The sequence below is a fragment of the Micromonospora sp. NPDC049201 genome (assembly GCF_055586805.1).
Map to the genome: position 1 here is coordinate 262,812 of NZ_JBVJHM010000002.1, position 12,376 is coordinate 275,187.

Genomic DNA, 12,376 nt, shown 5'->3' on the forward strand with positions numbered 1-12,376 from the left:
GCTCCGGGGGCCGCTCCCTGTCCCCACCCCGGCACTCTTCGCCCGTGTCGATCATGAGGTTGGCGCCCGCCGGCGTGTCGCGCCGCCAACCTCATGATCGACCGGGCGCGAGCGGGGGACGGCGGGCGGGGAGGCTTGCAGGACGGGAGTAGCAGGGATGCCGGAAGCGTTGGACGCGGCGCTACGGGAGGTACGGGCACTGCTGCTCGACCCCGGTCTGACCCGGGCGGTCGCCGCCGGCCGGCAACGAGGACAGCGGCCCTCGGTGGTCCGCGCGGAACTGCGCCCGGTCACGCTGAAGGCCGGCGCGCGGTTGCAGATCGCCACCTCCGACGGCGCCCGACCGCACACCCGCAACGTCACCCCCGGTACGGAGGAGGCCGACACGGCCGTCGACGCGTTGCTCGCCGAGCCGTTCGGTAACTGGCACGTGGAGACCACCGGCACCACGCTCCAACTCCGGGTGACCAAGTCCGGCGAGGCGCAGGTGCACCGCGCCAAGGCCAGCCGGACGGTCGCCGAGCCGGACGGACACGACCGGGCCAAGGACTGGCTGCTCGATCCGGGTGATCCGCTGTTCGCCGCGATCGGCGGCTCGGCGGCCAAGCGCCGCCAGGTCGACGCGTTCCTCCGCGCGCTGGCCGCGACGCTGCCGGACGACCTCACCGGCCCGCTACGCGTGGTGGACCTGGGCTGCGGAAACGCGTACCTGACCTTCGCCGCCCACCGCTACCTGACCCGGCGCGGCCTGGACGTGACGTTGATCGGCGTCGACGTCCGGGAGGACCAGCGCCGCCGCAACACGGAACTGGCCGAACGGCTGGGCTGGGCCGACCGGGTCAGCTTCGTCGCCGGCACCATCGCGCAGGCCCCTGTCGAACCGGCCCCCGACCTGGTGCTGGCGCTGCACGCCTGCGACACGGCGACCGACGAGGCGTTGGCCCGGGCGGTGCACTGGGGCGCCCGCTGGGTGCTCGCCGCCCCGTGCTGCCACCACGACCTGGCCGCCCAGCTCCGGGCCCGACCCGCGCCCGGGCCGGACGGACTGCTCACCCGCCAGGGCATCCTGCGCGAGCGGTTCGCCGACGTGCTCACCGACGCGCTGCGGGCCGGGCTGCTCCGGCTGCACGGCTACCGCGCCGAGGTGGTGGAGTTCGTCGACTCACAGCACACCCCACGCAACCTGCTCATCCGGGCACGACGCACGGCCGGCTCGCCGACCGACGGCCAGCGGGCCGAATACCGCGAGCTGGTGGACCGGTGGGGCGTCACGCCCCGGCTGGAGACACTGCTCGCCGCGCCGGGCCCGGACCCGGACCCGGTCTAGCGGCGCCGCTCGCCGCGGTTGCGGTCGCCGCGGTCCAGCGCCGACACCCGCTCGCCGGGGCCGCGGTTGGTGGCCCGATCGCTGTCCGGCGGCGTGGTCGGGAACGGGACCACCTTCGCCTGCTGCTGGTCGGAGTTGCCGACGGCGGCGAACGCGTTCCAGGAGATGTCGACAAGCAACCGCTTCAGCTCGGCGTGCCGGGCCGCCGCGTTGCGCTGGAGCGCCATCCGCGCGCCCAGCACCACACCGACCAGGGTGGTGCAGACCGCGCCGGTCGCGGCGATCAGGTGCACGCCCTCCGCCGGGTCGCCCCGCACCGCCAGCACCAGCAGCCAGATCCAGAAACCCAGCGCGAACACGCCGGCCTTCGCCACGAAGAAGAGGCTCACCGCGCCAGGACGGTGCGGAACGGGACGGTCTGGTTCGGCCATGCTGCTCCTCTGAAGTCGCTGCCGGGGAGGATTCGTTCAGCTTAGTTGACAGTCCGCAACTGTTCACGCTGCGTCGGTCCCGCCCACGAGACCTTCCGACCGATCAGTCAGTTACTTCTTCCCCCGGGCGTACTAGGCTCGGGACGCAGAGCCGGGCGCACCGGCGGAAGGGGACAGCCGAGGAGGGATGGGCTCCGCAGAGGTTTCGCCGCAGATGGCCTTCGCACGGTTCGTGCGAAGGGCCATCGACGACGCGCGTGAGGAGCGCGGCTGGACGGTGACCGACCTCGCCACCCACACCGGTGTCGGCCGTTCCACGGTGTTCCGCTGGCTGGCCGGCGACTGGCAGGACTATCCCGAGCTCGCCAAGGTGCGCGGCTTCTGCGCCGCCCTCGATCTGCCGGTGGCCGCCGCGTTCCGGGCCCTGGGCCTGCCCGACGCCGGGGCGGTGCCCCGACGACGCGCCGCCGAGGACGGTCCGGTCGAGGCAGACGTACGGGTCATCCTGGACCGGCTGGCCGACCCGAACGTCCCCGCCGAGGAGAAGCACCACATCCGCGACCTGCTGCGCTACCTGGCCCGCCGACCGGTCCGCCGCGCCGGCTGACCGTACGGGCCGGCGGGTCGGGCGTGCCGCCGGTGCCGGCTGAGGCACGGGCCGGCCGGTCAGGCGACGGTCAGCGTGAACTCGGCGGTCCGCACCACGCCGCCGACCTGGAAGTCCAGGAACATCCGGTAGCGGCCCGGCCCGGGGGCGGTCAACCAGAACGTCACCGCGTCGCCGTCCCGCACCGGCTCCGGGTGCACGTGCAGGTAGCCGAGATCGCCTTCACGCAGCGCGACCAGGTGACCGAACGCGCCCAGGTAGGGCTCCAGGGCAGCGGCCACGCCACCGGCGTCGGTGACCCGGAACCGCAACGGCACCGACCGTCCCACGTCGGGCGTGCCGGTGAACCCGACGGTGAACCCGTCGACCGTGGCCGACGTCTCCGGGGCCGGCAGCGGCCGGGGCAGGTAGTCGCCCGGCACGGCCAGGTCGGCACCGAGCACGGCGGCGACCTGCCGGCCGTCGTCGGCTACCGCGGTGAAGTCGGCGTACATCCGCCAGGCCCCCGGCGCGGTGGGCGTCAACGGCACCGACCAGGTGCCGTCGGCGGCCATCGTCGGGTGCAGGTGCCGATAGCCGGTGAGGTCGCGACGGACCACGATCACGTGCATCGGCTTGTCGTGCACGACCGCGAAGCGGGTCACCGCCCGACGATTGTCGTCGCGGACCTGGAACCGCAGCTCACCGACGCGGCCGGCGGTCAGGCCCCCGGTCGACGGGGCGAGCGTGTAGCCGGCCGAGCTGATCGACAGCCCGGTCGCGCCGTCGCCACCGCCCTGGGTGACCGTGGCTCCGTCGTGCGAGTGCGCGCCGGTGCCGGGCGCGTGGGAGTGGGCGCCACCGGCCGGGGCGTCGCCCGCCGGGACCGTGCCGGCCGGAGCCGCGCCGCCGCCCGGGTTCGCCGGCGGGTTCAACCTGCCGAGCCCGAAACCGAGCAGCACGGCCAGCACCAGGCCGCCCACCACCAGGGCGAGCCGTACCGTGTCCCGGTCCACCACCGCCGGACCCGTCGCCGCGCCCGCGCCGCCGGAACCCGACACGGCACCGCCGGAACCCGACGCCGGGCCGCCGACGTCGGACACGGCACCGCCGGAACCCGACGCCGGGCCGCCGATGTCGGACGCGGGACCGTCGGAGCCCGACACGGCACCGCCCGAGCCAGACCCCGGGCCGTCGATGTCGGGTGCGGGCTCGGCGAGGGACGGCGACTCAGGCAACGCCGCCGGCCAACTCGTAACCCGCCTCGTCGACGGCGGCACGGACGGACTCCACCGGCAGCGGAGCCGCGCTGGTGACTGTGGCCGTGCCCCCGACCAGGTCGATCCGGACCTCCTCGACGCCCGGCAGCGCGGACAGCTCCCCGGTCACCGCCCGGACGCAGTGTTCGCAGGTCATCCCGGTCACGGTGTACGTCTGGACGACGGGTCGCTGCTCGGTCATGGCCCCACGGTACCGCCGGTCGGGTCGCCCGCGGACGACGCCCGCGCGAACGGTGGCGTCGCTCGCACCCGCCCCAAGGCCGGGCCCCTTCTTAACGCATTTGGTAGAGGCGGGGGACCCGCTTGACGCCTACGCCGCAGCGCGCGGAGCGCGGTGTCAAGCGGGGACCGTTCCTATGCAGAAGGCGTTAACAGGGGGCCCGGCCTTGCACGTCAGGCGGCGAGGGCGAGGGCGAGCGGCAGCACGTCCGGCGCACCGGCGCGCCGCAGCAGGCGCGCCACCATGGCCATCGTCCAGCCGGAGTCGACCAGGTCGTCGACGAGCAGCACCGGCCCGTCCAGCGCGGGCAGCGCGCCGGCCAACTCGTCCGGCAGGTGGAACGCGTCGTGCAGCGCGCGTACCCGCTGGGCGCTGTTGCCGCGCGGCCCGCCGGCGCCGGCCGGACCGGTCGGCACGACCACGCCGAGCAACGGCAGCCGGCCGACCGCGGCGATCCGCTCGGCCAGCGAGCCGACCAGCGTCGGCCGGTTCCGGGAGCCGACCGCGACCACGCCGGCCGGGCGGCGCGGCCACGGGTCGTCGCCGTGCGCCCACGCCTTCAGCACCTCGACCACGGCCGCCGCCACGTCGTCGGGCACCGGGCCGTCCGGCGCGTCCGGGCCGACCAGCCCCCGCAACCGCCCGCCCCACCCCAGGTCGGACAGGCGTCCCACGGCCCGCCCGGGCAGGGCCTGCTCCGCCGGGGGGAGGCGACCCTTCAGGGGTACGCCGACCGCGTCCAACCCGGTCGGCCAGAGCTTCTTCGGCGCGATCTGGACGCCGGGGCGGCCGAGGAACGTCTGCGCGGCGGTGAGCGCCTCCGGTGAGACGTCCGCGTCGAACAGCGGGCCGGCGCAGTTGTCGCACCGGCCGCAGTCCTCCGCCCCGGTGTCGTCGAGTCCTTCCCGCAGGTAGCGCATCCGGCAGCGGGACGTGTCCGCGTACTCCCGCATGGCCCGCTGCTCGGCGGTGCGCGCGTCGGCGACGCGCCGCAGCCGGGCCTCGTCGTAGGTCCACGGCTCGCCGGTGGCGAGCCAGCCGCCGCGCACCCGGCGGACCGCGCCGTCCACGTCGAGCACCTTGAGCATCAGCTCCAGCCGGGCCCGGCGCAGGTCGACGACCGGTTCGAGGGCCTGGGTGGAGATCGGCCGGTCGGTGTCGAGCGCGGCGAGCACGGCGCGCACCTGCTCCTCGGGCGGGAACGCGAGCGAGGCGAAGTACCGCCAGATGGCCGCGTCCTCGACGCCGGGCAGGAGCAGCACCTCGGCCTGCTCGACGGCGCGGCCGGCGCGGCCGACCTGTTGGTAGTAGGCGATCGGCGACGGCGGTGCGCCGAGGTGCACCACGAAGCCCAGGTCGGGCTTGTCGAAGCCCATGCCGAGCGCGCTGGTGGCGACCAATGCCTTGATCTTGTTGTCGAGCAGGTCCTGCTCGGCGGCGCGGCGGTCGGCGTCCTCGGCCTGACCGGTGTAGGACGCCACCGCCCAGCCCCGGCCGCGGAGGAACTCGGCCGTCTCGGTGGCCGCGGCCACGGTGAGCGTGTAGACGATCCCCGAGCCGGGCAGCCGGTCCAGGTGGTCGGCCAGCCAGGCCAGGCGGTGGGCCGGGCTCGGCAGGTCGAGTACGCCGAGGCGCAGCGACTCCCGGTCCAGCGTGCCGCGCAGCACCAGCGCGTCGCCGAGCTGCTCGGCCACGTCGCGGGTGACCCGGGCGTTGGCGGTGGCCGTGGTGGCGAGCACCGGCGTGCGCTCGGGCAGGTTCGCCAGGAACGTGCGCAGCCGGCGGTAGTCGGGGCGGAAGTCGTGCCCCCAGTCGGAGACGCAGTGCGCCTCGTCCACCACCAGCAGCCCGGTGGTGGCGGCCAGCTTCGGCAGCACGCCGTCCCGGAAGTCCGGGTTGTTGAGGCGTTCCGGGCTGATCAGCAACACGTCGACCGCCCCGGCGTGGATCTCGGCGGTGATCTCGTCCCACTCGTCCAGGTTGGCGGAGTTGATGGTGCGGGCCCGGATGCCGGCGCGGGCGGCGGCGTCGACCTGGTTACGCATCAGCGCCAGCAGCGGCGACACGATCACCGTCGGCCCGTGCCCGCCGCCGGACCGCAGCAGCGCGGTGGCCACGAAGTAGACGGCCGACTTGCCCCAGCCGGTGCGCTGCACGCAGAGCACCCGCCGCCGGTCGACGACCAGCGCCTCGATGGCGCGCCACTGGTCCTCGCGCAGCCGGGCGTGGTCACCCGCCAGCCGCCGCAGGACTTCCTCGGCGCGTTCCCGGACGGCGTTCCGATCCTGACTCATCCGGCATTTCTACCAGGAGCGGCCGACCACACCGGCGGGGCGGGCGACGGCTCGGGCGGCAGGAAGAGCAGCAGCTCGCGTAGCGGTTCGGTGGTCGACGACGGCAGGTGGCAGCGCCCGGCCAGCTCCTCCAGCGAGCCGTACGGGCCGCGCAGCCAGCGGTCCACCGCGAGCTGGCGGCACTGCTCGGCGGTCAGCCCGGGGAGCGTCGCGAGCACCGGCTCGGGTACGGCGTTCACGTCGACCAGACCGCCGTCGTCGTAGCCGCGGAGCAGGTCCGGGCGGCCGATGCGCAGTTCCGTCCGGGCGGCCGGATAGTGGTGCAGGAGGTGGCGCGCCTGCTCCCGACGCAGCCGGCGCTGCTCGTCGCTGCGTTGTCGGCCGGTCCAGAACAGCGCGCCGAGGGCCGCCCAGAGCGCCGGGTTGAGCAGCACCACGTGGCCCGCGCCGACCAACCAGCAGACGCCCATCGCCCCGATCAGATACAACGCCTCGGCGTCCGTCACCTCCTCGTTCTCCGGCATGTTGAGCGCGACGACGACCAGGATGAAGATGAGCAGGAAGTAGCTGACGCCGGCCAGGGCCAGCCGCCAGCTCCGCCGCCACAGCGCGTACCCGAGGACCACCGCCCAGGTGAGCGACCCGAACGAGAGCAGCACGGTGGCCGTACCGAAGACGGTCGCGGTGACCTGGACCCACCTCGGCGAGCGGCGCGGAGTGGCCTCCGGCGGCGGGTTGAGGGCGAGCAGCAGCGCGTGCGGGAGTGGGGCCGGGCCGACCCAGCCGGCCGGGGCCGGCGTCGGAGCGGCCGGGGACGACGTCGGAGCGGCCAGGGGCGGCCCGGGCACAGGCGCAGCCGGCACCGGCGGCAGGGGTGCGGGCGGCGGCGGCACGGCGGGCCGCGCCGTCGTGGATGGCGCGTCCGCGACGGGCGACACCGGGGACGGCAGGTCCGCGACGGGCGGCAGCAGTGCCGGATCCGAGCGGAGGATCCGCCGGTGCAGGTTCTGGAGCGACCCGCCGGGCTCGATGCCGTAGTCCTCGCGGAGCAGGTCGGCGAAGTCCCGGTAGGCGGCGAGCGCCTCGGCCTGCCGGCCACTCCGGTAGAGCGCCAGCATGAGCTGGAGCCGCAGCCGCTCCCGGACCGGGAACTCGGCGACCAGCTCGACCAGCCGGCCCACCGCCTCGCCGTGCCGGCCGGCGGCCAACTCCAGCTCGGTACGCGTCTCCAGCGCGACGGCCCGCAACTCCACCAGCCGGTGCCGGGCGGCGTCGAACCAGGGGCCGGCGAACCCGGTGAACGGCTCGCCCTGCCAAAGCTCCAGCGCGGCATGCACCTCGGCCAGCGCCTCCGCCGTACGCCCGGCCGCCTGCGCCTCTCGGGCGCGCTGGACGCCCCGCTCGAAGCGCGTCACGTCGACCGCCTCCGGCGCGACCCGCAGCAGGTATCCGGCGTCGGTCAGGGTGAGCACCTGGGCCGGCGTACGCGGTGACCGGTCGGGCTCCAGCATCCGGCGCAGACCGGCCACGTGCTTCTGCACCACGTTGGGGCCGTTCACCGGCGCTTCCTCGGGCCACACCGCCTCGACGATCTGCCCGGTGGGGACCGGGCGGCCGGCGGCGAGCAGCAGCACCGCCAGCACGGCCCGCTGTTTGGCCGGGCCCAGATCGAGCGGACGGTCGGCGTACCAGGCCCGCTGTGGACCGAGGAGCTCGAAACGCAGCGCCTCTGACATGCGAGTTTTCCGCCCCCGTACCCCCGGCCGTCGCCCGCCGCGGCCGGCGGCAGTCGGACGGCAGCATATCGGCAGTGGAACGGCGATGGCGGCCTGCGAAGCTTCCCCGGCAACAGCCACCTGGGAAAGTGAGTCGAACGAAGATGACGCAGCGAAACGGCACCGCCGCGACCGTCCGGCGGATCGGGCTCCGCGCGGCCGCCGTGCTGGCCACCACCGCACTGGCCGCCGGGTGCGGCGCCGGGGACGCCTCCGAGGGCGCCGGCCCCGCGCCGGCCCCGTCGGCGGACCCGAAGGCCACCCTGCTGGCCGCCGTGCCGACCGAGCAGGACCCGGCCTTCCGGTTCCTGCTCCAGGACAGCACCGACAAGTTCACCGGCGTGCTGGACCCGGCCACCGAGGCCATGGACCTCGCCGTCAGACAGCGGAACGACGACCCGGAGTTCACCATGGACATGACGTTCCGGTGGATCGACGAGGCGCTGTGGATGCGGGTCAAGTTGACCGGCCTCACCGACGTACCCGACTCGCTCAGGCTGCCCAAGCGCTGGATGGCGATGGACCGCGACAAGCTGAAGGACGAGTCCAGCATCCCCGCCTACCAGGGCGCCGACCCGGGCAACACCGCCGCCGTCATCCGCACCGCGGACACCGTCGAGGCCGAGGGCGACGGTACGTACACCGGGCTCGCCGACCTGACCGACAACGCCGACGTGCAGAGCACGTTCGACAACGTGGACCTGGCGGCGCTGGGTGAGGCGGGGAAGAGGGTGCCGTTCACCGCCGTCGTCGGGGCGGACGGCAACCTGGCCTCGCTGACCCTGAACGTGCCGGCGGCCGGCAAGCAGAAGGCGATGAAGCTGATCACCAGGTACTACGACTACGGCAAGGCGCCGAAGATCGCCGAGCCCACCGGGGACCAGGTGCAGAAGGCGCCGGCCCTGGTGTACGAGATGCTCAACGGCTGACCCGCGACCAGCGCGACGGGCGGCGGCCACGCGGGGGGCCGCCGCCCGTCGCGGCGGTCAGCGGCGCGGGCGTAGCGCGGTCCCGAGGGGGGCCAGTCGGGCGCGCAGGCTGGCCAGGCCGCCGGGGAAGAAGTACACCGCCAGTATGAAGACGGTGCCCAGGACGAACAGCGGCTGGCTCAGCGGGTGACTGAGGAACGCGGGCAGGCTGTTCACCGCGTCGCTGCTGCCGAACGCGGTGAGCCGGTGGTCCAGGTACATGTAGAGGACGCCGCCCAGCACCGGCCCCCACCGGGTGCCCGGGCCGCCGAGCACCACCATCACCAGCAGCGACAGCGTCAGCTCGGACGACGTGATGTGCGGGCTGGCGCCGCCCACGATCAGCACGTAGACCACCCCGCCCGCGCTGGCCAGGCCGCCGGCCAGGGTGAACGCGACGAGCTTGAACCGGTACGGGTCGAGCCCGAGCACCCCGATCCGCCGCTCGTCGTCGCGCAGCCCGGCCAGCACCCGCCCGGTCGGTGAGCCGCTGACCCGGTGCACCACCAGCACCACCAGCGCCAGGTACGCCAGCGCCAGCCAGTAGAGGTTGACCGTGTTGGTGACGCCGACGAGCGCCGACGGCAGCCCGGACACGTCCAGCGGCAGCCCCTCCTCGCCGCCGGTCAGCCCGCCGAAGTCGCGGGCCACCAGGATCGCCCCGACCTGCGCGAACGCCAGCGTCACCATGGCGAACGCGATGCCCACGGTGCGCAGCGCCACCGCGCCGAGCAGCGCGGCCAGCGTGGTGCCGCCGGCCACGGTGAGCACGGCGGCCTGCCACAGCGGCAGCCCGGCCTTGGTGACCAGGATGTCGGTGCCGTAGACGCCGGCGGCGAAGTAGAGCGCGTGCCCGAAGGAGAGCATGCCGGTGCGCCCGAACAGCAGGTCGTAGCCGGCCGCGAGCCCGCCGAAGACCAGGCAGATGGCGAGCAGTTGCAGCGTGCCCGGCGAGTTCAGCGGCCCCTCGAAGATGCCGGGCAGGTTCACCGTCGAGTACGGCAGGACCGCGGCCACCACCAGCGCGACAAGCGGCAGGTACGGACGCAGCCCGGGCCAGCGGGAGCGCCCGGGGGTCAACTCGTCGGGCACCGTGGCCGGCGGCGCGGGCACCTCGGCACTCTTGACCTCGGTCATGCGTGAGCCACCTTTCCGGCCAGGCCCTGCGGACGCAGCAGCAGCACCACGGCGAGCAGGCCGACGACGCACAGGTCGCCCAGCCCGGACGTGCCGTAGTAGTTGACGAACTGTTGCAGCAGCCCCACCGCGACCGCCGCGTACGCGGACCCGACGACCGAGCCCATGCCGCCGATCACCACCACGATGAACGCGAAGATCAGCAGCGAGCCCCCCTGGCCGGGTGAGACGGTGCCGAAGTAGACGCCGCCGAGCGCGCCGGCCAGCGCGGCGGCGGCCCCGCCGATCGCGAAGACCAGCGTGAACGCCTTGCGCACGTCGATGCCGAGCGCGGTCACCATCTCCCGGTTCTCCACGCCGGCCCGGATGATCAGGCCGTACCGGGTCCAGCGCAGGAACGCCAGCAGCGCGCCGAGCACCAGCACCGCGGCGACGATCAGCAGCAGCCCGGCGTTCGGCACCTGCGCGCCGAGCACCGCTGTCACCTGACGGCTCCAGTCGGGGCGCGGGAACGTGCGCGGGTCCGCGCCCCAGGCGGCCTGGAGCAGCGCCACGCCGGCCAGCGACAGGCCGACGGTGACCAGCACCTGTTCGATGGTGCGGGAGTAGAGCGGCCGGATCAGCACCAGCTCGACAAGCACCGCGACCAGTGAGCCGGCCAGCACGCCGAACAGCACCGCGAGCACGAACCCGAGGCCGTCCGGCCCGGCGCCGGGCAGGTTGCCGGCCGCCCACCAGGTCGCGTACGCGCCGACGCCGAGGAACAGGCCGTGCGCGAAGTTGAGCACGTCGGCGAGGCCGAAGACCAGGGACAGGCCGGACGCGACGAGGAAGTAGAGCGCCGCCAGGCCGAGCCCGGTCAGCGTCAGCAGGACCACGGTGTTCACGAGTGCACCTCCGCCGAACCCACGCCGAGCAGCGACTTGGTCAACGCGGTCTCCAGCAGCAGCTCGTGGGCGTCGCCGGTCCAGGCGACCCGGCCGGCGGAGAGCACCACCGCGTCGGACGCCAGCCGTCGCACCACCGCCAGGTTCTGCTCGACCAGCAGCACCGGCACGGATTCCGCGACCCGTTCCAGCACCTCGGCCACCTCGGTCACCACCTTCGGCGCCAACCCCTTGGTCGGCTCGTCGACCAGCAGCAGCCGGTTGTCGTTGAGCAGCACCCGGCCGATGGCGAGCATCTGCTGCTGCCCGCCGGAGAGCGAACCGGCCCGTTGCCGTCCGCGCCGGTCCAGCTCCGGAAAGAGCGCGAAGACCTTGTCGTACGCCGGGGTGGTGCCCCGCCGCTCGGCCAGCCGCAGGTTCTCCGCGACGGTGAGCCCGGCGAAGACGCACCGGTCCTCCGGCACGTAGCCGAGCCCGTCGCGGACCAGCCGGTGGGTGGGGCGGGCGAGCAGGCTCCGCGCGCCCATCCGCACCGTGCCGCGCACCTCGCCGCCCCGGGGGGTGAGCCCGACGATCGCGCGCAGCGTGGTGGTCTTGCCGACGCCGTTGCGCCCGAGCAGCACGGTGACGCCGGTCGGCGCCACCTCGAACGACACGCCCTGGAGGATGTGCAGTCCGGCGATCCGCACCGACAGGTCCTCGACGCTCAGGACAGGTTCGACCATCAGAGCGCCTCCCCCAGGTACGCCTCCTGCACGGTGGCGTTCGCCATCACCGTGTCCGGGGTGTCACAGGCCAGCAGCGCGCCGTGGTGCATCACGGCGATCCGGTCGGCCAGTTCCAGGATCACGTCCATGTGGTGCTCCACCATGAGCACCGCCCGGCCGCTGTCCCCGGTCAGCGACTTGATCACGCGGACCAGCTCCGGCACGTCCTCGGCGCTCACCCCGGCCATCGGCTCGTCCAGCAGCATCACCCGGGGCTCCCCGGCGAGCAGCAGCGCGATCTCCAGCTTGCGTTTCTCGCCGTGGGCGAGCGTGCCGGCCAGCGCCGTACCCCGGTGGTGCAGGCCGACCCGGTCGAGCGCCGCGTCGGCGGCGGCGGCCACCTCCTGGTCGGCCGCCGCCCGCCGCCACAGCTTCATCGAGCCACCCCGGTGCGCCTGTACGGCGAGCCGGACGTTCTCCCGGACCGTCAGCGAACCGAAGACCGAGGACGCCTGGAAGGTGCGCCCCAGACCGAGCCGGGCCCGCCGGTGCGGCGGGAGCGTGGTGACGTCCGCGCCGTCCAGCAGGATCTTTCCCTCGGTGGGCCGGCGCAGGCCGGTGATCAGGTTGAACAGCGAGGTCTTGCCGGCGCCGTTGGGCCCGATCACGCCGAGGAACTCCCCCGGCGCCAGATCGAGGTAGACGGAGTCGACGATGGCGACCTCACCGATCCGCCAGGTCAGACCGCGGGTGGCGAGCATCGG

12 protein-coding genes are annotated in these 12,376 nt (G+C 74.3%); 3 read left to right on the forward strand and 9 right to left on the reverse strand.

The genetic code is table 11. The annotated features are described in order from the left end of the window. Positions 1-157: 157 nt before the first annotated feature. On the forward strand, positions 158-1,327 hold the full coding sequence (locus tag ACZ6O5_RS05000) for a class I SAM-dependent methyltransferase (RefSeq protein ID WP_465974495.1): 1,170 nt from the start codon (positions 158-160) through the stop codon (positions 1,325-1,327). On the opposite strand, the gene ACZ6O5_RS05005 is transcribed toward ACZ6O5_RS05000, so the two are convergent. Further along, the gene (locus ACZ6O5_RS05005; protein ID WP_465974496.1) at positions 1,324-1,758 is read right to left on the reverse strand and encodes a hypothetical protein; all 435 of its coding nucleotides are present in this window, start codon (positions 1,756-1,758) and stop codon (positions 1,324-1,326) included. The two genes, ACZ6O5_RS05000 and ACZ6O5_RS05005, sit on opposite strands and share 4 nt — an antisense overlap. A gap of 187 nt (positions 1,759-1,945) precedes the next feature. Between ACZ6O5_RS05005 and ACZ6O5_RS05010 the strand changes: the two genes are divergently transcribed. Continuing rightward, positions 1,946-2,365, forward strand: a complete 420-nt coding sequence (locus tag ACZ6O5_RS05010; protein ID WP_465974497.1) for a helix-turn-helix domain-containing protein — start codon at positions 1,946-1,948, stop codon at positions 2,363-2,365. 59 nt (positions 2,366-2,424) lie between these two features. On the opposite strand, the gene ACZ6O5_RS05015 is transcribed toward ACZ6O5_RS05010, so the two are convergent. The 4 genes from ACZ6O5_RS05015 to ACZ6O5_RS05030 form a co-directional block, all read right to left on the reverse strand. Then, complete coding sequence (locus ACZ6O5_RS05015) at positions 2,425-3,447, reverse strand: hypothetical protein (protein WP_465974498.1); 1,023 nt, start codon at positions 3,445-3,447, stop codon at positions 2,425-2,427. Positions 3,448-3,574: 127 nt separating this feature from the next. After that, positions 3,575-3,805: a heavy-metal-associated domain-containing protein gene (locus ACZ6O5_RS05020; RefSeq protein WP_107161800.1), complete on the reverse strand. Its 231-nt coding sequence runs from the start codon at positions 3,803-3,805 to the stop codon at positions 3,575-3,577. A 212-nt stretch (positions 3,806-4,017) separates the two neighbouring features. Next, on the reverse strand, positions 4,018-6,138 hold the full coding sequence (locus tag ACZ6O5_RS05025; protein ID WP_465974499.1) for a RecQ family ATP-dependent DNA helicase: 2,121 nt from the start codon (positions 6,136-6,138) through the stop codon (positions 4,018-4,020). Continuing rightward, the gene (locus ACZ6O5_RS05030; protein WP_465974500.1) at positions 6,135-7,874 is read right to left on the reverse strand and encodes a BTAD domain-containing putative transcriptional regulator; all 1,740 of its coding nucleotides are present in this window, start codon (positions 7,872-7,874) and stop codon (positions 6,135-6,137) included. Before ACZ6O5_RS05030 ends, ACZ6O5_RS05025 begins: the two co-directional genes overlap by 4 nt. Before the next feature lie 143 nt (positions 7,875-8,017). Between ACZ6O5_RS05030 and ACZ6O5_RS05035 the strand changes: the two genes are divergently transcribed. Beyond that, positions 8,018-8,842, forward strand: a complete 825-nt coding sequence (locus ACZ6O5_RS05035) for a hypothetical protein (protein WP_465974501.1) — start codon at positions 8,018-8,020, stop codon at positions 8,840-8,842. Positions 8,843-8,899: 57 nt separating this feature from the next. Here the strand turns inward: ACZ6O5_RS05035 and ACZ6O5_RS05040 are convergent, their stop codons facing one another. The 4 genes from ACZ6O5_RS05040 to ACZ6O5_RS05055 are packed head-to-tail and all read right to left on the reverse strand — an operon-like array spanning position 8,900 to position 12,373. Further along, positions 8,900-10,018, reverse strand: coding sequence for a branched-chain amino acid ABC transporter permease (locus tag ACZ6O5_RS05040; protein ID WP_465974502.1), 1,119 nt, complete (start codon positions 10,016-10,018; stop codon positions 8,900-8,902). Then, the gene (locus ACZ6O5_RS05045) at positions 10,015-10,905 is read right to left on the reverse strand and encodes a branched-chain amino acid ABC transporter permease (RefSeq protein WP_465974503.1); all 891 of its coding nucleotides are present in this window, start codon (positions 10,903-10,905) and stop codon (positions 10,015-10,017) included. The genes ACZ6O5_RS05040 and ACZ6O5_RS05045 overlap by 4 nt, the downstream gene beginning before the upstream one ends. Then, the gene (locus ACZ6O5_RS05050) at positions 10,902-11,630 is read right to left on the reverse strand and encodes an ABC transporter ATP-binding protein (protein WP_465974504.1); all 729 of its coding nucleotides are present in this window, start codon (positions 11,628-11,630) and stop codon (positions 10,902-10,904) included. Before ACZ6O5_RS05050 ends, ACZ6O5_RS05045 begins: the two co-directional genes overlap by 4 nt. Further along, the gene (locus tag ACZ6O5_RS05055; protein ID WP_465974505.1) at positions 11,630-12,373 is read right to left on the reverse strand and encodes an ABC transporter ATP-binding protein; all 744 of its coding nucleotides are present in this window, start codon (positions 12,371-12,373) and stop codon (positions 11,630-11,632) included. The genes ACZ6O5_RS05050 and ACZ6O5_RS05055 overlap by 1 nt, the downstream gene beginning before the upstream one ends. Positions 12,374-12,376: the final 3 nt, after the last annotated feature.

Bases quoted from the DNA above. Each gene is read 5' to 3' on its own strand.
- ACZ6O5_RS05000 (WP_465974495.1), top strand. From the start codon at position 158: ATGCCGGAAGCGTTGGACGCGGCGCTACGGGAGGTACGGGCACTGCTG.
- ACZ6O5_RS05005 (WP_465974496.1), bottom strand. From the start codon at position 1,758: ATGGCCGAACCAGACCGTCCCGTTCCGCACCGTCCTGGCGCGGTGAGC.
- ACZ6O5_RS05010 (WP_465974497.1), top strand. From the start codon at position 1,946: ATGGGCTCCGCAGAGGTTTCGCCGCAGATGGCCTTCGCACGGTTCGTG.
- ACZ6O5_RS05020 (WP_107161800.1), bottom strand. From the start codon at position 3,805: ATGACCGAGCAGCGACCCGTCGTCCAGACGTACACCGTGACCGGGATG.
- ACZ6O5_RS05025 (WP_465974499.1), bottom strand. From the start codon at position 6,138: ATGAGTCAGGATCGGAACGCCGTCCGGGAACGCGCCGAGGAAGTCCTG.
- ACZ6O5_RS05030 (WP_465974500.1), bottom strand. From the start codon at position 7,874: ATGTCAGAGGCGCTGCGTTTCGAGCTCCTCGGTCCACAGCGGGCCTGG.
- ACZ6O5_RS05035 (WP_465974501.1), top strand. From the start codon at position 8,018: ATGACGCAGCGAAACGGCACCGCCGCGACCGTCCGGCGGATCGGGCTC.
- ACZ6O5_RS05040 (WP_465974502.1), bottom strand. From the start codon at position 10,018: ATGACCGAGGTCAAGAGTGCCGAGGTGCCCGCGCCGCCGGCCACGGTG.
- ACZ6O5_RS05050 (WP_465974504.1), bottom strand. From the start codon at position 11,630: ATGGTCGAACCTGTCCTGAGCGTCGAGGACCTGTCGGTGCGGATCGCC.
- ACZ6O5_RS05055 (WP_465974505.1), bottom strand. From the start codon at position 12,373: ATGCTCGCCACCCGCGGTCTGACCTGGCGGATCGGTGAGGTCGCCATC.